Here is an 18228-nt window from a genome sequence, read left to right on the forward strand (position 1 = left end):
GATACGCGAACCGTATGTCCGGTGGTGTGAGAGGGATAAAGTAGGGTAGAATGATTTCCTACTTTACCCTACTCGATTAGGCTACTACCTTTTGGCTAAAAAGTGTTTACTCGTTTGCTACCAGCTTGCCCTTGGTGCTGTGCCAGCGGTAATCAGTATTTTTTACTCCACCCAAGGCAAATGACTGAGGCTGAACAGTTAAAAAATTTTGTTGTCGATTAACCACTTGTTTGCCCAAGTCTGTCAATTGTAACTGTTCATTTTCTTGCCAAAGCGCCCCCATTCGTTGCATAGAATCATAGTATTGCAAATCGCCAAAACCCAAGTGAGGAGTACTTTCGCGAAGCATGCGTCCTACCCACCGATGTTTGTTTGGCAAAGAGTGGGGTTGGATCATTTCCAGCATTTGTCGTTCTATAAGGTTAAGCCCGCTTTGCTGGTCAGGGAAAAGTTGCTGAAAGTAACCAAAAGCAGTTTTTAGGTAAGGAAAACCTGCCGGAGTGTGGTGTTGAATCAAGTCAACCAAGGCAAGCAGGTCTTGTCCGCAATAAGCCGCCCATACCTTATCGGCAAATGCAATATTTGCTTCACTCAGTTTTTTTCTTTGGGCAAACAAAGGTGCAAAATGTTCAGGTGCAAGCTGCCCCAATCCCCTGAAATCTTCTACAGCAGGGTGGGCATCAATGCATACCAAATAAATGCGATCTAACCCAAGTTGTTGTTGATAAAGCCAACTCAAAACAGCCATCAAGTTTACTTGGCAAAACCAGTCAAACTCAAACCAAAGAGTAATTTCCTGATAATCAGAAGCCGCTTTTAGTTGATTGAGTTCTTGTATTACCAGCTTCTGATAACTATCTGTAGGTATGGGCTCACGCAAGGGTAAATGATTATACTGTTGTGTGAAGAACTCTTGGCGAATAGTATAAAACTCAGGAGTGGCTACCTCATAAGTGGTAGGACCACAGGCAAGCGCTTCGTTCCAGACAAGGCGGTTACCTGGCAAAGTAAAGTGATGGGCAGTACCCTCACCATTGAGTATATGTAGTATTTTCATGGATTGTATGGTTTATATAAAAAGCTTTAAACATACTCTAATTTACATCACATAGTGTTTGGGACAAAACATAACCTGTTTCTTTTGTGGCTTGAGGTATTTTTCTTTTCTTGAATAAGGGAAACCTTCACAAAGCTACTGGCAATGAGACTACTTGAAAGAGTCGTAGCATAGTTAACACAACCAATGTTTTAACATCGTGTATAGGATGCAATACTTAAGAATATTTAAATAAAACAGGCAACTTTACTAATGAGCATAAGAACTAAAACAATCTGCCTAATCGTCGGGCTAACGTGTATGCAGTTTTCAGTATTGGCGCAAAACAGGCTTAAGGTGATTATACCCACCGCCGCACAAGAAACAGATTATATATGGCGAACCATTCGTGATATAACCTTCTTTGAGCAGCATAAGTACCAACTAAGCCTGCCTAAAGGTAGTTTAATAGAAGCATTGAAGAAGAAAGCCAGGGCTCAACAGTTGTCTGATGAAGATTATGTTGCCTTAAAAAAGTTTGTAACAGATAAAGTGTACCAAAAAGCTGATTATCAAAAAGGGTATCAATTGATTAAACAAAATGAAGCCTTGCTTAATCGTTTGATCAAACAGCTAAGTAAAAATGCCCCCAAACGCTGGAAGTTTAAAATGTTTGATACCTACCAAGTCACGCTTACGCTTTATGGTTCAGGGGGAAGCTATGACCCTGATCAAGGATCTATTATTATTTTTGCTACTCGTGATGGAAAATTCAAACAATACAAAAATCCGGCAAACACCATTATTCACGAAATTATCCATATAGGGATAGAGCATTCCATTATCCGAAAGCATAAAGTCTCTCATGGGTTAAAAGAGCGCATTGTAGATACTTTTGTACTGCTCAATTTTAAGAAATACCTGCCTGAATACTATGTTCAGAATATGGGTGATAAGCGTTTAGATACTTACCTGAGGCATAAAAAAGATTTAGATAATTTAGAATATATTGTGAAAAAAGTGCAGCAAAAAAAGTGAAGCAGTCTTTAATATCAGCCGGGACTGACACGTTTTAGATGCATTCGTGTATGTTACATAGTTTTGTTTGTTGAGGTCGTGGTTAAGCAACCATACATACAATAATTTAACATCATAGGGGGATATATGCCAAGAAAAAAGCTGTATTTTTGCCCTAAAGTTAAATAACCCAAAACAAACTAAAATTATGTGCAAACAAATGAAGCTATATGTATTTGTAATCTCTATGACATTGTTATGGGGATGCCAGCAACAACCTGCCAATGAAATAAACCCTCAAAACAATCAAAAGCTCATAGAAGTATCGCCGATAGCACATTTAAGTTTTGCTAAAGAACCTACCCAGGCTGAACTGAATAAGGCGCTTGCGAAAATTGATGAGGCATATTTGAATAAAAGGGCGTTAAGAGCTCTTCCGGTAGGGGGGGGCACGCCTACGTTGGGAGAAAAAAAGGTAATCTTAAAGTCAAAAACTGGCGGACGCAAACACGCCAAAACAGATGATCGGGTAGAGTGTACAGCCTATTACAATAGCTATACGGTACGTTTTAATATGAACAACCTTGATAAGGACGACCGCGAAATGAATGCTATAGATTACTTTGTGTATGTGTTTCCGGTAGCTGACGGCATACAATGGGACAACTTAAGCCAGTTAGAAATAAGGAATTTTGGTACAGATGGTTGGTATTGCAAATATGTGCAAATTAGAGAGCAAAACTGGAAATACTTCCGTCAAGAGGCTCCTGAAGCAGGTTTTGTAAACGAAAGAACCGAAACATTTATCTATGAAGGTTGGGTACAAACCGATGGTGGACCAGACAGGATTAGCCGTGCTTCTAACAACCCCGAACTTTTACAGTTACGCCCCATTACTGAATAAGCAAAACAGGCAGTTAATGGGCTGCTTGGGTTTTGGTTACAAATGCCAAAATACAAGTCTTTTGCATGTGTTGGTATTTGTAACCTGGTTTTGTCCTTGGTTCAACCAGGAGGAGTATTGGGTATTTTTAAGGTAAAAGCAGAGCCTTGATTTACCGATGATTTTACGTCTATGCTACCATTAAGTTTTTGTAATATTTCTTTGACAATATATAAGCCTAACCCTGCTCCATTAGAGTGAGCACTGGCACGATAAAACATCTTAAAAATATTGTTGAGATGGTCTTGATCTATGCCTTTGCCATTGTCTTGGATAGTAATAATGGCTTGTTGAGGTTGTTGGTCTACTTTAATCAAAATTAAAGGGTTGGCTTGGTGAGGGTTATGGTAACTAATGGCGTTTGACAATAAATTGTTCAACAAGATCAAACAACGACTACGGTCAGAATAAAAAATATGCCTGCCATTGATGGCCAGTTTTTTTTCTATTTTGGAGGCAGCTGGCAAATATTGTAGTTTTTCCAATACCGTTTGTATCAACTCATTAAAATCAATTTGCTCCACATTGGTTTCCATGCGGGCATTCATTGAATAATCAATGATTTCTTCAATAAAATAATCAAGTTTGAGCACACTATTACGCATTTTGTTGAGGTACTCTTGTATGTTCTGTGGAGGTTCATATTCGGCAAGTTGCAACAAACCTAGCAGCGATTTAAGTGGTGCCCGTAAGTCATGCGAGGCACTATAAACGAAACGGTCTAACTCTGCATTGGTTTTTTTGAGTTCTTCATTGATGGCCATTAAACGGTTTTGAGTTCGTTTTTGCACGTCAATATCTACAATTGCTCCATCATAAAATACTTCCCCCTCGCTGTTGCGTGACAAAATACAACTCACCAACCCCCAAAACATTGTTCCATCTTTTTTCTTGAATAAAGCCTCTTCATTTTTGAAAAAACCATTGGACGCTAACTTTTCATTCAATGTATCAATTGTACTTTGTTCGACAAAAAGTGCGCTAATTGGCAAACTGATTACTTCTTTAGCTTGTTTGTACGCAAAAAGCTCAGCAAATGCCTGATTGATGTAAACTACTCCTTTGTGTGGGGTGCTTCGGAAAATAGCCTCATTAATATGCTCATTGATAGAGCGTAAAATTTGTTCATTTTTTCGGGCAAGTGCTTCAGCTGCTTTGTATCGTTCGGCTTCAAGCTTTATTTGTTGATTTGCTTCTGTTAACTCTTTCGAGTTTCGTTGCATCTCATGTTTAATAGCCGTGCGCTCTTTTTCAAAGTTATCATAAGAATCACTAATGGAGGCAAAAAGCTTTTCCAGACCCTTAGGCATTGCTTTGCCTTTCAAAAAGTCTTTAAGTTGCTTTTCCAAAAGCGGGTTATATTGCTTATTCATATGAAGAGATTCTTAGTAGATAGTATGCCTCCCTATGTTTTTGTGTGAGTGCATACAAATATTAAACAGGCAAAATTGATAACTTATTGTTTATAAACGTCATACAGTCATCAACGAGCTTCACTCTTTTTCGTTAATTACCAATAAAGTGTTTCCGTGTGGATACTGACTCTGGCACCAATCTATTTTGGTAGTTACTTCTGTTGGTGTTTTTTCAGGATACTTTACATCAACAAATCCGCAGCTTTTATAAAACGCAGTTAAATGTTTGAAAGCCAAACAATATATGGTGTGTGATGGAGAACGTTGTTCCAATAGAAAATCGACTATTTTGCGGGCAACCCCTTGCTTTCGGTGACTATCTGCCACATACATTCCCCCAAGTTCTTGTATGCCATCCGATATATTAACCAATCTGCCGATGCCTATTTTTTCATCAGACTGTTGTGCAATGGCTATAAATTCGTTGTTGAAATCAGAGTTTACAAAACCCAGTTCGTCATATCGGGCATTAGCCCAAGGTATATCAGTAATAGTGGCTTTTCGAATGATCATGGTGTCTCTAAAGTGTAGTAATATATTAGTTTATCTTTTTATCTCAGGTCATATACCTTTTGGTAAACTTAGGAATGGTGTAAAAATAAATTTCTATAGTAACGCTAAAATATTTTGTTGCTAGACGCGGCAAAAAATTGGCTAATAGCAGCGCTATTCGGCTATTTTTTAACAAAGTATAGCCTCAAAAGATGAGATTAAGAATGTAAATTTATTTTGGTACCATTCCTTAGCTATGTATACTTAGAACTTGTTTAAGGTTTAGCTTCGCTGAGCTTGCCCTAAAGGGCTGCGGTTCTCCAAATGATTCAAAATACATGCTTCGTTGTGTAAATGCTCATTTAGCGCTGCTAAACTCCGCCTTACACGCCTCGCCTGAAAATCAAAAATTAAATTTTTGCTCTCAAAGCATAAACATTAAACAAGTTCTTAAACAAAAATAAATGAATGAAGCATCATAGACAAAATTAATATTTATTTTTCCTGAACTAAACCCTATTTAGTTTCTTCTTTAGGAAAATACAATTTAGGATATTCAAAATACACCAATGAAGCTTCTTTAGCTGTGATTTGTTTCCATTGTGTAGCCACAAAATTAAACTGCACTATCCCTGTAGTAGGCACATTGTCTATGGGGCCAGGCGCAAAGTAGTTGGTTAAATCTGTCAACCCTGGATTGTGCCCCACCAATACCAGTGAAGTTACTTTATCAGACTGCTGTCGGATCAGACGGAGCAGCGTTTGGGCATGTGCTTCATAAATGCGCTGATCAAATTCAACGGCAGTTTCAGGTAGCACTTCTACAAATGCAGCCACTGTCAAGCGGGTTCTTACCGATGGGCTTGATAGTATAAGATGAGGCATTGCCCCTTTTTCTTTAAATTTTTGTGCCATAAAAGGTGCATCTCTTTTCCCTCTTTTGTTGAGAGGACGTTCAAAGTCTGAAAGTGACAAATCTTTCCAGCTTGACTTGGCATGCCTTAGCAATGTCAGTGTTTTCATACGGTCATATCTTTATTAAGTACAATTCTTTTAATATTCCTTAAGTGAAGTTTTTTCGTAAATATAACTATTCTTTCAACAGAATGTATTTTTGCAACTTTCTTTATGATTTCATAACCTTTGAAAAAAAACATCGTACATGTAAATGTGAATTGCATAATTCAAAGTTATTAAAGTGTAACTAAAAGTAAATCAGTGAAATACAAATATATTTTTTATTAATATTTTGTTTTTATACTGTCAAAAAATTAACAAAAAGGTGTTTAGAAATAAAAGCCTTTCATTAAAAATAATAAAGGTGTATTTTGAATTATATAAAGTTGTTAATGCAGGTGTTTTATATTAAATCCATTCTCATAGTCGATTCCCGGCTTTCTTTATAAAACCTCATTTATACAAAGAATTTTTATTGAGTGCTAAATTTTATAGTCTAATTTTTAAAACCATCCAATGGGAGATATCGGGTGGTTTTTTTTATGCGTTGACTTGTGTAACTTTGAACAAAAAGTCAATCTACTTTTTTAACGCATGGACGATTTACTCTTTACCCAACCCGACTGGCAACTTTTTACTAACATCAATACTTTACCCCAACAGGCGGGAGTGTCTAAACACCTGTTACCTCGCCTCATCGCCAAAGAACTCACCGATAATGCCTTGGATGTAGATACACAAGTACGCGTGTTTCATCCCGAAGAAGACAAGCCAGGCACCTTTGTAGTAAAAAATTTGGGTAAAGGTTTTGACGCCTCAGATGAAGAAATTGCGGAGTTTTTTTCTGTCAAACGGCCCCTTACAAGTTCCAAGCGCTTTCGTTTGCCAAGCCGGGGAGCCTTGGGTAATGGGTTGCGAGTGGTTACTGCCACTGTATTTTGTTTGGAGGGTACGCTTACAGTTGCTACTAATGGGCGGGTGTTACAATTGATTCCACAAGACGATGGTACTACATTGCCCAAAAAGATAGGTGAGTTTGCCGATGAGGGTACCGAAATACAAGTAAGCATTCCACACGATTATTTTTATTACGATACTCTAGAATGGGCAGAACTTGCCCTAGCTATCAATCAAGGTGCTCACTATACAGGCAAAACCTGCCCACATTGGTACGACTCCGATAGTTTTTATAATTTATGCCTCTCTACCCCCGCACAGGTTACCATTAGTCAATTTATTCCTTACTTTGAGGGTATTGCCAAAAGCAAGGCAAAAGCAATGATCAATCGATTAGATGATTTAATTATTGCCAAACTAAGTCGCGACGAAAGCGAGCAATTGCTGGGGATATTGTGTGACAACAGTAAGTATATACCAGCAAAAAAGCTGGGAGAAGTAGGAGCAATAGAAGGTTTTATAGGCTATGTAAAAAAAACGAGTGAATTTACCCTAAAAACCACCCGCGGCAAACACCATGCTCAAATTCCGGTGGTGATAGAAGCCTATGCCCGCTTGAACGAAAACAGTGATAAAACGCAGTTTTTTGTCAATCGTACCCCTATTATTGGAGATGTAGACGTTATCTTCAATTCCCGTCGGCTTACTGTATACGGTTGTGGGCTTAATAGCAACATAGACAATCATCGTTTAAAGGCTTCCCCTGAAATATGGCTCAACATCATCACCCCTTATATGCCTATAGTGTCTAATGGCAAAGAACCCGACCTTTCAGTATTAGAAGAAGCCATCGTGCAAACCATCGAAAAGACTGTCCACCAGCTCAGACGCAAACTAGTAGCTCACGATAAAGAAGACACACCAGCCAGTCAAAAAGCCAAGCCACCTTCTCAAAAGAAAGTTGTATTACAAAACCTAACGACTGCCATCGACAAAGCGTCGGGGCAAGGGCAATACCGTTACTCTTTGCGTCAGCTCTACTATGTGTTACGCCCTTTTGTGATGGAAGCTACTGGGCGTGAGCTAAAGTATCAAAATTTTAACACCATTATAACCGACTATGAGTTCGATACGGGAAAAGATTTGCCTGGCGTTTATCGCGATGAGCGAGGTACTTTGCTACATCCACATACCCACGAAGAAATAAGGTTGGGTACTAAAAGTGTGGAGCGTTATCATCGTCCAGTGTTTAATTTCAACAAAATACTATATTCAGAGAAAGAAGGTTTTTTTGAGATTTTAAAAGATGCTGGTTTTTGTGAAAAACACGATTGTGCCTTGCTTACCTCCAAGGGGTTTGCCAGCCGTGCGGCAAGAGATGTGATAGATTTGCTTGCCGAAACCGAAGAAGAATTATTATTTTTCTGCATCCACGATGCCGACATTTCGGGTACACTGATTTATCAGGCATTGCAGGGAGCTACCAAAGCCCGACCCAAACGTAAGGTAAAAATAATTAACCTGGGGCTAGAGCCTTGGCAAGGGTTGGCAATGCAGCTGGAGGTTGAAATGCTAGAGCGATCGTCGAAAAAAACACCTGCCCAATATGTATTAGACTTTGATACCAAAACCGATGTGCCCAAACCATATAAGTTTGAAGGACAAATGATGACCCGTTGGGAAGACTGGCTCAAAGAGTACCGTATTGAACTCAATGCTATGGATACGCCTACTTTTATTCATTGGCTGGATACTGAAGTATCTAAGTATGACAATGGTAAAGTAGTACCTGACGAACCTTATTTGCAGGCAACTGCCGACCAAGATTTACAGGTAACGCTCAGAAGCCGCATTCGTGATGAATTGCTTCAGCAGCTCGACATTGAGCAAATGGTTGCCGAAAGACTGGAAAAAATTTACCCTAAACTTAAAGAAAAAATCAGCCAGACCGACTTGGAAACCCAGGTGCGTCAAAGCCTTGAAAATGCCCCAAAAAATAGTTGGGCGAAGAGTTTTAGTGAGATTATAAGGGGGTTGTTGGAGAAAGGTTAACCTTTTTTTACTGTTTTTTCTCAAAAAAACATTTTCTATCAACTACAGTGTTCCTTGGTCATAAGATAAGCAGAATGAGATCAATAGCATTTGTCATAAGGGCAATCATTCAGCGTTTATCCTTAGTCTTGCTTTATTTATATATAAGCTCACAATTTATTTGTATATTTGCCACAATATTTACCTGAAATATTTCTTTTTAAACCAAACAAAAGATAACTAGCAGGTGTAATAAGAACGAACCCAAAAAATCACTAAAGTACAAGGGTTTGTTTTTCTCAAATTAGCATTACCATTTAAACCAAGAATATTTATGGAATTAATAAACATTTTTGCTTTTTTCAACCTGGGAGGCCCAGAACTAATTTTTATTATGTTGGCGATCCTTTTACTTTTTGGTGCAAAAAAAATCCCTGAATTGGCAAGAGGTTTAGGCAAAGGCATTCGCGAGTTTAAAGATGCCACCAAAGAAGTAAGAGACAATTTGGAAGAAAGTGTAAACATCGAAGAAGAAAAGAAAGCTTCGGCACGCAACAATACAAAAACTCCTGTAAAGTAAGCCTTTATCAAAATTGAAAGAATATAGTTCTTTGAAAGCCATCCAGCAGGAATTGCAGGGTGGCTCTCTTACATGCTCCCAACTGGTTGAACACTATTTAGAAAACATTGACAAAAAAGTAGATTTAAATGCTTTTTTGGAAACCTACAGCAACGAAGCACGGCAACAAGCCCAGGTTGTAGATCAGAAAATTGCCGAAAACCGAGCGGGCAAACTCGCTGGAATGGTAATAGGGATCAAAGATGTGCTTTGTTATCAAAATCACCCTTTACAATGCTCTAGTAAGATTCTCGATGGATTTGAGTCTCAATTTACCGCCACTGCCGTGCAACGTTTGCTCAACGAGGATGTCATTATCATCGGCAGGCAAAATTGTGATGAATTTGCGATGGGATCATCTAACGAAAACTCTGCTTTTGGCGTAGTGCGTAATGCAACTAACCCTGCGCATGTGCCTGGAGGCTCTTCGGGAGGCTCGGCAGTGGCAGTACAAGCCGACATGTGTTTGGTATCTTTGGGTTCTGACACGGGAGGCTCGGTGCGCCAACCTGCGGCTTTTTGTGGGGTAGTAGGGCTTAAACCCAGTTATGGGCGTATTTCACGCTATGGGCTGGCTGCTTATGCCTCTTCGTTTGATTGTATTGGTATTTTTGGAAAAAACATAGCAGATGTGGCATTGGTGCTGGAGGTAATGGCAGGAGCAGATGAGTTTGATACTACTGTGTCAAAAAAATCGGTACCTGAATATTCCAAAGCTTTGTCGTTTGACCGAAAGGCAAAAGTGGCTTATCTCAAAGAAACACTTGAGAGTGAGGGCTTGCACCCAGAGGTAAAACAGGCAACCCAAGCCACGTTAGATTTTCTAAAAACCGAAGGACATACTGTAGAATCGGTTGATTTCCCATTATTAGATTACATTCTGCCTACTTATTATATACTAACAACTGCAGAAGCCAGCTCTAACTTATCACGTTACGATGGGGTTCGGTATGGTTTTCGAAGTACCAGTGCTGAAGATTTACAGCAAATGTATACACAAACTCGCACCGAAGGTTTTGGGGCAGAAGTAAAAAGACGTATCCTATTGGGTACTTATGTGTTAAGTGCCAGTTATTATGATGCTTATTACACACAGGCACAAAAGGTGAGGCGACTTATCAAAGATGCTACAGATAAGTTGTTTGAGCAATATGATTTTATTGTATTGCCTACTACACCCAATACAGCTTTTGAAATAGGCGCACATAACGACAACCTGGTAGAAATGTACTTGGAAGACCTGTTTACTGTACAGGCAAATGTAGTAGGAGTTCCTGCTATATCTATACCCAACGGCAGGGCAACCAACGGTTTGCCTATTGGTTTGCAGGTGATGGCGGCTACATATCAAGAAGATGACTTGTTGTCTTTTTCTCAGTATTTGTTAGAAAGTTAGCAATTTATATTTATGTTTACAGGCGTAAACTACAGAAAACGTGTGTATACCAAGACACAAAAATCTTCAAACGATATTTAAACTCAATTTCACAAAAACTATGTGTTTACGAAAAAAAACCACAAGGTTTCTTCTCAGCTTATGTTTTACGGGCTTATTGGTTTTTAATGCTTCGGCAAAAACAGACACCACTAAAGTCACTAAAGAAGCCGAAAAAGTAAAGGTTGTGGACACTGTTCCTCATTTCCCGCCTAACTATGTACCCCAGTTGCATGTAGATGTGATCAAAGACCGTTTGGTTTGCTTGAATACATCTATTAAGCTTACTTATAGCAAAGAAATTATGCGTTGGGTAAAGTTCTACCTCATTAAGAACCGTGTTACTACCCAAAAACTGCTCGAAAAAAGCACCTTTTATTTCCCTATTTTCGAAGAAGCTCTCAAGCGTCACAACATGCCAGTAGAGCTCAAGTATTTACCTATTGTAGAGTCTGCACTTAGACCTAGAGCAGTGTCGTGGGCTGCAGCTGCCGGACTGTGGCAGTTTATCCCTAGTACCGGGCGCGAGTATGGCTTGAAACAAGATTGGTATATAGACGAACGTTACGATATTTATAAGGCTACCGACGCAGCTTGTCGCTACCTTAAGTTTTTGTACAACTACCACGGCGATTGGCAGTTGGCCTTGGCAGCTTATAACTGTGGACCAGGCAGAGTAGATTGGGCAGTAAAAAAAGCCGGGGGTAAAAACAACTTCTGGAAAATTTATCGGTATTTGCCCCGCGAAACCCGTGGATATGTACCTGCTTTTATTGGGGTAACCTATGTGATGAATTACGCTGACAAGCACAACATTTACGCAAAACGCCCAGTGCCTCCTATTCCCTCAGACACTATTATGGTAAGTAATTTTGTAAACATTCAGCAGTTTGCCAAACAAATAGATGTGCCTTTGGGAGTAATGCAAATTTTGAACGCCCACTTGAAAAAGAATGCGATTCCTAATTATAAAAGAAATTACCCCTTGCGTTACCCTGCCTATAAGCGCGAAATGGTAGAAAGATTCAGAGGTAGAATTGTATCATCATCACGGGGTTATTCTCGCCGTGGGCTAGGGTACACCGCCGGACGCAACCAATATGGAGGTAGCAAAAGATACCATCGAGTAAGAAGAGGAGAGTCTTTGGCGTTGATTGCCCTACGTTATGGTACTACAGTAGCCTATTTGAGAGTTTGGAACCGTTTACGCTCTAATATGGTGTATCCAAATCAAAAACTGGTAATTTACAGCAAGCCCCCTCGTCGTCGGAGCTCTAAACTGGGACAAAACTTTATAGCAGCTGTGCACGAAATGACAGCAAAAGAAAGTAAAAAGAAAAAAGCAGTAGTAAAAAAGAAAACAGTTAAAACCACTGTAGCTAAAACTGCTGTAAATAAGCCAGGAAGTGCCAAAACTCCGGTATTTGCGACAACTGCCGATATAGAAAAAACGACTAAAGTGAAACGGTCAAAATCAGTGGCTGTAAACACCGATCATAGCACTACTAAGCAAATAGAAAAGAAAGTAGCGAAGAAAGCGGTAAAAACAGCACCGCTAACTGCTGCGACTACTTTTTATGCCAATAAGATAAAATTTAAACAAGGTGAATACCAACAATTGGTAGCCCAAACGCCTAAAGACGTACGCAATGCTGCACGCGCCAAAGAACGCAAAACCAGTATTGGTAAAACATTGCCTCGTCGAACAGCCAAAAGCAAAAAAAGAAAAATGTTGCAAAATATTCGCTTTCACCGAGTAGTACGTGGTGATACGCTTTGGACGATTGCTCGTCGCAATGGTTTGACTATTTATCAGTTAAAGAAGTTAAATAACCTGAACAACCGAAGTGTATTGGTGCCAGGTCAAAAACTGAAAGTAAGTTCAAGATAAGTTAACGCAAAGAAATTGAGTTTACCCCCCCTGTAAGGCTTACTTGCAGGGGGGTTGTTGTTTTTAATTTTCTATAAAGTCAAATATTAGCTTTAGTGTATCAGCGTAATCATTGCCTATCCATAGCATATGCCCCCAGTCGTTGTCAAGCAAATGTAGTTTTGAACCTTCTATTAATTGGTGGGCGTGTTGAGCGTGGGCAGGTGCCACACTTAAGTCATTTTTGCTATGTATAATAAGGGTAGGGGAGGTGATTTGTTTTAATAAAGCACTGTCTATGTTTTGCTCAATATCGTTCAGAAACCCTTGCCCAGAGCCGTAGTGTTTGAATACGTTTCCGAGTTCTTGCCTTTCTTTCGGATTAATTTTAACTCCCTTTTTAGCCGAAAACTGTTTGAAAAAGCTTTTGGTCATCAAGCCAGGCATCAGTGCAAAGAAAAAACGCACCATGCGCCAAGTGAGTCGCTGGCGTTTGGGGTGGAACATGAGACGAGCTGTTTTGTATATTTTGCTGCCTTTTGCCAGCCATTTGGTACTTACGGCTGAGGCCAGTACTAGCTTTTGTACCTTCTTGGGGTGTTCGGCAGCCAGTGCAAGTGCTGTCCAACCTCCCGCCGAAACACCATACACAATGACTTGAGAAATGTCAAGGGCATCGAGTAAGGCAACAAACAAGCGAGCGGCTTGTTTTGGTGACTCATTACCCTCAAGGGGAGTTTTTCCATAGCCAGGGCGCGAAGGGGTGATTAATTGATAGTAATGGAGGTCAAACCCCTTGTGAGCTATTTGGTCGAGGCTGTTGGCGTGCCCCCCATGTAGAAACAACACAGGAGTTCCTGCACCAATGGTGCTGTACTCTACCAGACCTTGGCTGGTTTGTATGGTGGTGTTTGTAAGTGTGTGTAATGTCATAAAAATAGTGATTCATAATGTTAGTAAAGATAAATAAACAGGTCAGGTTTTTATCAGCCAAGGCACTTGTTCTTTAGGCTTTTTTTAACAAAAACGGGGTTATTAGAGAATAAATCGTTTCTTTTTTTAGTTATAACTAAAAATTTAGTTAATTTTAAATTGTCATCACAAATTCGGCTTTTTTTGGTACTTAAAAGAAACTTATTGCTAAATAATCTTTTACTTTGTTATCATTCCTCCACTGTGATGAACTGTTTTGTATTAAAATTACCTTAAGTTGCGAATTATAAAACAGAAAATCCTACAAGCCAAGTGTTTATGTTTTTTAGGAATTCAAAAATAGGAACTTGCCGCTTGTTGCTTGTAACCCGCAACTTGTATTAAAATTAAAAACATAAAAAGCATAACCTTGAGAAAAATGACTAAATTATATGCTTACGCATTAGCAACAATATTGATTGGACTGAGTGCTTGCATTGGCGGCGACCAAACCTCTAAGGATAACAGTCAGTTTGTAGTAGATAGCAAAGGTGGTGTAGGAGAGATTGTAGTAGTGATGGACCCCAAGAAATGGGATGAGCCTTTGGGCAAGGCATTACGCAATGTGTTTGCCAGGTATATTCCAGCATTGCCCCAACCCGAAAGCTGGTTTAAGCTGATGAAAATTCCCCCATCAAAGTTTAAGAGCTTTATGAAACGGCACCATAATATAGTGATACTTGCTTCACTTGACAACACTAGTTTGGAGGGGCGGTATCTGAAGGGGTATTTTACCCAAAAGTCAATTGATCTGATTAAAAAAGACCCTAAAAAATTTATGATGCGTCGCAAAGATGTGTTTGCCAAAGGGCAACGGGTAATGTACTTGTTTGGCAACAATGATACACAGTTGATTGAGAACATGACCAAAAATAAAGATCAACTATTGAATTATTTTCATGATATGGAACAAAAAAGGTTAACCAAAGACCTGTACAACATTGCTGAACAATATAAGTTGAGCAATTATGTAAAAGATATTATGAAGGTAAAAGTACGTATTCCAGCCGGTTTTAAACTGGCAAAAAAAGCTGAAAACTTTGTATGGTTGCGTAAGCCAGGCGATGCAGCCCTCAGAAAGGCAGACATTAATCTGCTGATGGCGTCACGCCCTTATACTTCTACTAAAGTGTTTGATGAGCAAAAAATTATTGCCTGGCGCGATAGCTTGGGTAAAAAGTACACCAATGATCCCACACTTACAGAATCTTACGTGGTAACAGAAACCCGTTTTGAGCCAGCATTGATTACTAAGCGTATTATAAAAGATAAAAAGTTTGCTGTAGAATACCGAGGTTTTTGGAAACTGAAAAATGGTACAAGAGGAGGAGCTTTTATTAGCTATGCCTTTGTAGATGAAGCACAAAAAAAAGTTTTTTATCTTGAGGGTTTTATCTATGCTCCTGGTATGAAAAAGAAAGAGGCTATTTTTCAAACTGAGGCAATCCTCAGAACTTTTGAAAGGATAAAGTAATTAAAGTACAATAATTAGTCCCACCTACCCTAAAAATGAGAACTACAGAAACTGATTGTTTGTAGTTCTCATTTTATATCTGTAACATTCGAATAAATTTATACACTGAACGAACTTGTTTACGGTTTATGCTTTGAGAGCAAAAATTTAATTTTTGATTTCAGGCGAGGCGTGTAAGACGGAGTTTAGCAGGGCTAACAGGGCTAAATGAGTATTTACATAGCGAAGCATGTAATCAAAAAGCTAGTTTTGAATCATTTGGAGAACCGCAGCCCTTTAGGGCAAGCTCAGCGAAGCTAAACCTTAAACAAGTTCAACATATACTATTTCTCAACCAACCAAAATAGTATCAGAAAATCAAGAGGGGATAAGCCACATTTATATATAGAGCAGGAGTGTTTGTTCAAATAAACGCACAGCCTGGTCTGTCATCTTCCCCATAACCTTAACAACAACTTTTAAACCTATTCTTTAAGATAATGGCAATCAAAATTCGAAAAGAAGACGCCCTTAACTATCACTCACAAGGGCAACCCGGTAAAATAGAAGTAATTCCTACCAAAGCATTAGGTTCTCAACGTGACCTGGCTCTAGCTTATTCGCCTGGTGTGGCTGAACCTTGTCTGGAGATTGCCGACGACCCCGAAAATGTTTATAAATATACTGCCAAAGGCAACCTGGTAGGGGTAATTTCTAATGGAACTGCTGTACTTGGCTTGGGCAACATTGGGGCGGCTGCCTCTAAACCTGTCATGGAAGGGAAAGGAGTACTATTTAAAAAGTTTGCTGGAATAGATGTATTTGATATTGAAATAGACAGCACTGATCCTCAAGAATTTATTCGCATTGTAAAGTCGCTTGAACCCACTTTTGGGGGGATCAACCTAGAGGACATCAAAGCACCTGAATCTTTTGAAATAGAAGAAACCCTGCGTCGTGAAATGAATATTCCTGTGATGCACGACGACCAACATGGTACAGCCATTATATCAAGCGCAGCATTGCTTAATGCTTTGTCAATAGTAGGTAAAAAAATAGAAGACATTTACCTGGTAGTCAATGGTGCAGGAGCTTCGGCTATAGCCTGTAGCAAATTGTATGTGAGCCTGGGGGTGCGCAAAGAAAATATTGTAATGCTTGACAGCAAAGGGGTGATTCGCAAAGACCGTGAAAACCTGAATCCGATTAAGGCACAGTTTGCCACTGCAAGAGATGTACACGAGTTGGATGATGCCATTGAGGGGGCGGACATGTTCTTGGGTTTGTCGGCAGGAAATATTATGACTCCCGAAATGCTCAATAAAATGACTACTAACCCCATTGTTTTTGCCTTGGCAAACCCTACCCCTGAAATAGACTATGATCTTGCCATTAGCACCCGCTCAGACATTATTATGGCCACTGGTCGTTCTGACCACCCTAACCAGGTAAACAATGTATTAGGGTTTCCTTATATATTTAGAGGGGCGTTGGATGTAAGGGCTACCGAGATCAACGAAGAAATGAAACTGGCTGCAGTGCACGCTATTGCCGATCTTGCCAAAGAAGCCGTGCCCGATGTAGTAAGCCGGGCGTATGGCGACTCAGTGTTGAGTTTTGGCAAAGAGTATTTGATCCCTAAACCACTGGATTTGCGTTTGATTACGACCATTTCGCCCGCAGTAGCTAAAGCAGCCATGGATTCAGGAGTAGCCAAATACCCCATTACTGATTGGGAAGGCTATAAGGTAGAGTTACAAAAACGTCTGGGGATTGATCAGAAACTGATGTCGCGTATGATTCAAACAGCGCAACGTAAACCAAAACGGGTGATTTTTGGGGAGGCTGACAATCAAAAGGTATTAAAAGCTGCCCAAATTGTAAGAGATGAAGGAATTGCAACCCCTATATTTTTAGGAAATATAGATAAGATCAAGCGTATTATTGAAGAAAACCACCTCGATCTAAATGATTGTAAAATCCTTGACCCTTTGAATGAGCCTGAGCTTTGTCAAGAATACGGGAAACGTTTGTACGAAAAGCGCAAACGCAAAGGGGTAACTTTGTATGATAGCAAAAAGATGATGCGTGACCGCAACTATTTTGGTACCATGATGCTGGAATTGGGCGAAGCTGATGCTTTTATCTCTGGGTTGACCAAAAACTACCCCCAAGTGATTCGCCCGGCACTAGAGGTAATAGGTACCAAAGATGAGGTAAAAAAAGTAGCGAGCATGTATGCAATGATTGCCAAGAATCGCACCTTGTTTTTTGCCGATACTTCGGTCAATGTAGACCCAGGGGTAGACGATTTGGTAGACATTATTGGACTGACCAGAGAAGCTGTAAAATCGTTTGGCTTTGAGCCAAGTATGGCGGCGTTGTCTTACTCAAACTTTGGTTCTATTGGTGGTGAATTGCCCAATAAGATGATTAAAGCTACTGAACGGGCAAAAGAATTGTTTCCAGACTTGATCATAGATGGAGAACTACAGGCAAACATTGCTTTAAACCAAGCACTGCTGAAAGAAAACTATCCATTCAGCGATTTGTGCGATAACCCTCCCAATACCTTGATTTTTCCTAACCTTGCTTCAAGCAACATTGCCTATAAGTTGTTGCACGAGTTGGGTTTTGCTGAGGCCATTGGTCCGGTATTGCTAGGAATGCGCAAACCCGTACATATTTTACAGTTGGGTAGCTCGGTACGTGACATTGTAAACATGGTAGCCATTGCCGTGGTAGATGCTCAAAATAACGAAGCATAAAGTACTGTTGGCAATCATTTGTTGATATTGACAGCCCTTTGAGATAAGTTCTTGGAGGGTTTTTTTATGAATAGTAATAGTTTATGTAAGTCAATACTCCGCAGTGATTTTAGTCAAAGTTGATTACTGATTACCTTCAGTGAGCTCCCGTTGGTCGGTTATCAAATGGTTATAAGTTTAAAAACTATTTAATTACGTGTTTAGACGTAAAACTGAAACCCTTTGAAAAATAAAGCAAGTACGCAAATTTAATATACGCCATTGGTTTACAATGATTAATAGGGTAAACATTTACTCGAATCCGCTATGGACTACGGACTAAA

At 39.6% G+C, this 18228-nt stretch carries 13 protein-coding genes; 8 read left to right on the top strand and 5 right to left on the bottom strand.

What is annotated here, in order from left to right:
- Positions 1 to 106 precede the first annotated feature (106 nt).
- The gene (locus Q0954_RS16980; protein ID WP_299458691.1) at positions 107 to 1057 is read right to left on the bottom strand and encodes a hypothetical protein; all 951 of its coding nucleotides are present in this window, start codon (positions 1055 to 1057) and stop codon (positions 107 to 109) included.
- Positions 1058 to 1357: 300 nt separating this feature from the next.
- Between Q0954_RS16980 and Q0954_RS16985 the strand changes: the two genes are divergently transcribed.
- The gene (locus Q0954_RS16985; RefSeq protein ID WP_299458692.1) at positions 1358 to 2074 is read left to right on the top strand and encodes a hypothetical protein; all 717 of its coding nucleotides are present in this window, start codon (positions 1358 to 1360) and stop codon (positions 2072 to 2074) included.
- A gap of 199 nt (positions 2075 to 2273) precedes the next feature.
- Positions 2274 to 2957: a hypothetical protein gene (locus tag Q0954_RS16990; protein ID WP_299458693.1), complete on the top strand. Its 684-nt coding sequence runs from the start codon at positions 2274 to 2276 to the stop codon at positions 2955 to 2957.
- Positions 2958 to 3058: 101 nt separating this feature from the next.
- On the opposite strand, the gene Q0954_RS16995 is transcribed toward Q0954_RS16990, so the two are convergent.
- The 3 genes from Q0954_RS16995 to Q0954_RS17005 all read right to left on the bottom strand — a co-directional run bounded on the left by Q0954_RS16995 (position 3059) and on the right by Q0954_RS17005 (position 5926).
- Positions 3059 to 4369 (bottom strand): ATP-binding protein, encoded by a 1311-nt coding sequence (locus Q0954_RS16995; protein ID WP_299458694.1) that lies wholly within the window; start codon positions 4367 to 4369, stop codon positions 3059 to 3061.
- A gap of 120 nt (positions 4370 to 4489) precedes the next feature.
- Complete coding sequence (locus Q0954_RS17000; RefSeq protein ID WP_299458695.1) at positions 4490 to 4924, bottom strand: GNAT family N-acetyltransferase; 435 nt, start codon at positions 4922 to 4924, stop codon at positions 4490 to 4492.
- A 495-nt stretch (positions 4925 to 5419) separates the two neighbouring features.
- Positions 5420 to 5926 (bottom strand): histidine phosphatase family protein, encoded by a 507-nt coding sequence (locus Q0954_RS17005; RefSeq protein WP_299458696.1) that lies wholly within the window; start codon positions 5924 to 5926, stop codon positions 5420 to 5422.
- A gap of 528 nt (positions 5927 to 6454) precedes the next feature.
- Between Q0954_RS17005 and Q0954_RS17010 the strand changes: the two genes are divergently transcribed.
- The 4 genes from Q0954_RS17010 to Q0954_RS17025 all read left to right on the top strand — a co-directional run bounded on the left by Q0954_RS17010 (position 6455) and on the right by Q0954_RS17025 (position 12733).
- Positions 6455 to 8809 (top strand): hypothetical protein, encoded by a 2355-nt coding sequence (locus Q0954_RS17010; RefSeq protein ID WP_299458697.1) that lies wholly within the window; start codon positions 6455 to 6457, stop codon positions 8807 to 8809.
- Between the two features lie 313 nt (positions 8810 to 9122).
- Entirely contained in the window at positions 9123 to 9368 is a 246-nt protein-coding gene (locus tag Q0954_RS17015; protein WP_299458698.1) for a twin-arginine translocase TatA/TatE family subunit, read from the top strand.
- Positions 9369 to 9381: 13 nt separating this feature from the next.
- Entirely contained in the window at positions 9382 to 10803 is a 1422-nt protein-coding gene (gatA, locus tag Q0954_RS17020; RefSeq protein WP_299458699.1) for an Asp-tRNA(Asn)/Glu-tRNA(Gln) amidotransferase subunit GatA, read from the top strand.
- A gap of 100 nt (positions 10804 to 10903) precedes the next feature.
- Complete coding sequence (locus tag Q0954_RS17025) at positions 10904 to 12733, top strand: LysM peptidoglycan-binding domain-containing protein (RefSeq protein WP_299458700.1); 1830 nt, start codon at positions 10904 to 10906, stop codon at positions 12731 to 12733.
- 63 nt (positions 12734 to 12796) lie between these two features.
- On the opposite strand, the gene Q0954_RS17030 is transcribed toward Q0954_RS17025, so the two are convergent.
- Positions 12797 to 13645: an alpha/beta hydrolase gene (locus Q0954_RS17030; protein ID WP_299458701.1), complete on the bottom strand. Its 849-nt coding sequence runs from the start codon at positions 13643 to 13645 to the stop codon at positions 12797 to 12799.
- Between the two features lie 418 nt (positions 13646 to 14063).
- On the opposite strand from Q0954_RS17030, the gene Q0954_RS17035 reads away from it, so the two are divergent.
- Together Q0954_RS17035 and Q0954_RS17040 are read left to right on the top strand one after the other, a co-directional pair.
- Positions 14064 to 15158 (top strand): DUF4837 family protein, encoded by a 1095-nt coding sequence (locus tag Q0954_RS17035; protein ID WP_299458702.1) that lies wholly within the window; start codon positions 14064 to 14066, stop codon positions 15156 to 15158.
- A gap of 479 nt (positions 15159 to 15637) precedes the next feature.
- Complete coding sequence (locus Q0954_RS17040; RefSeq protein WP_299458703.1) at positions 15638 to 17905, top strand: NADP-dependent malic enzyme; 2268 nt, start codon at positions 15638 to 15640, stop codon at positions 17903 to 17905.
- The last annotated feature ends 323 nt before the right edge of the window (positions 17906 to 18228 follow it).

Source organism: uncultured Microscilla sp., from assembly GCF_947493425.1.
Taxonomy (GTDB): domain Bacteria; phylum Bacteroidota; class Bacteroidia; order Cytophagales; family Microscillaceae; genus Microscilla.

Coding starts and splice junctions, on each gene's coding strand:
- Q0954_RS16980 (WP_299458691.1), bottom strand. CDS start 1,057: ATGAAAATACTACATATACTCAATGGTGAGGGTACTGCCCATCACTTT.
- Q0954_RS16985 (WP_299458692.1), top strand. CDS start 1,358: ATGCAGTTTTCAGTATTGGCGCAAAACAGGCTTAAGGTGATTATACCC.
- Q0954_RS16990 (WP_299458693.1), top strand. CDS start 2,274: ATGAAGCTATATGTATTTGTAATCTCTATGACATTGTTATGGGGATGC.
- Q0954_RS16995 (WP_299458694.1), bottom strand. CDS start 4,369: ATGAATAAGCAATATAACCCGCTTTTGGAAAAGCAACTTAAAGACTTT.
- Q0954_RS17000 (WP_299458695.1), bottom strand. CDS start 4,924: ATGATCATTCGAAAAGCCACTATTACTGATATACCTTGGGCTAATGCC.
- Q0954_RS17005 (WP_299458696.1), bottom strand. CDS start 5,926: ATGAAAACACTGACATTGCTAAGGCATGCCAAGTCAAGCTGGAAAGAT.
- Q0954_RS17010 (WP_299458697.1), top strand. CDS start 6,455: ATGGACGATTTACTCTTTACCCAACCCGACTGGCAACTTTTTACTAAC.
- Q0954_RS17015 (WP_299458698.1), top strand. CDS start 9,123: ATGGAATTAATAAACATTTTTGCTTTTTTCAACCTGGGAGGCCCAGAA.
- Q0954_RS17025 (WP_299458700.1), top strand. CDS start 10,904: ATGTGTTTACGAAAAAAAACCACAAGGTTTCTTCTCAGCTTATGTTTT.
- Q0954_RS17030 (WP_299458701.1), bottom strand. CDS start 13,645: ATGACATTACACACACTTACAAACACCACCATACAAACCAGCCAAGGT.
- Q0954_RS17035 (WP_299458702.1), top strand. CDS start 14,064: ATGACTAAATTATATGCTTACGCATTAGCAACAATATTGATTGGACTG.
- Q0954_RS17040 (WP_299458703.1), top strand. CDS start 15,638: ATGGCAATCAAAATTCGAAAAGAAGACGCCCTTAACTATCACTCACAA.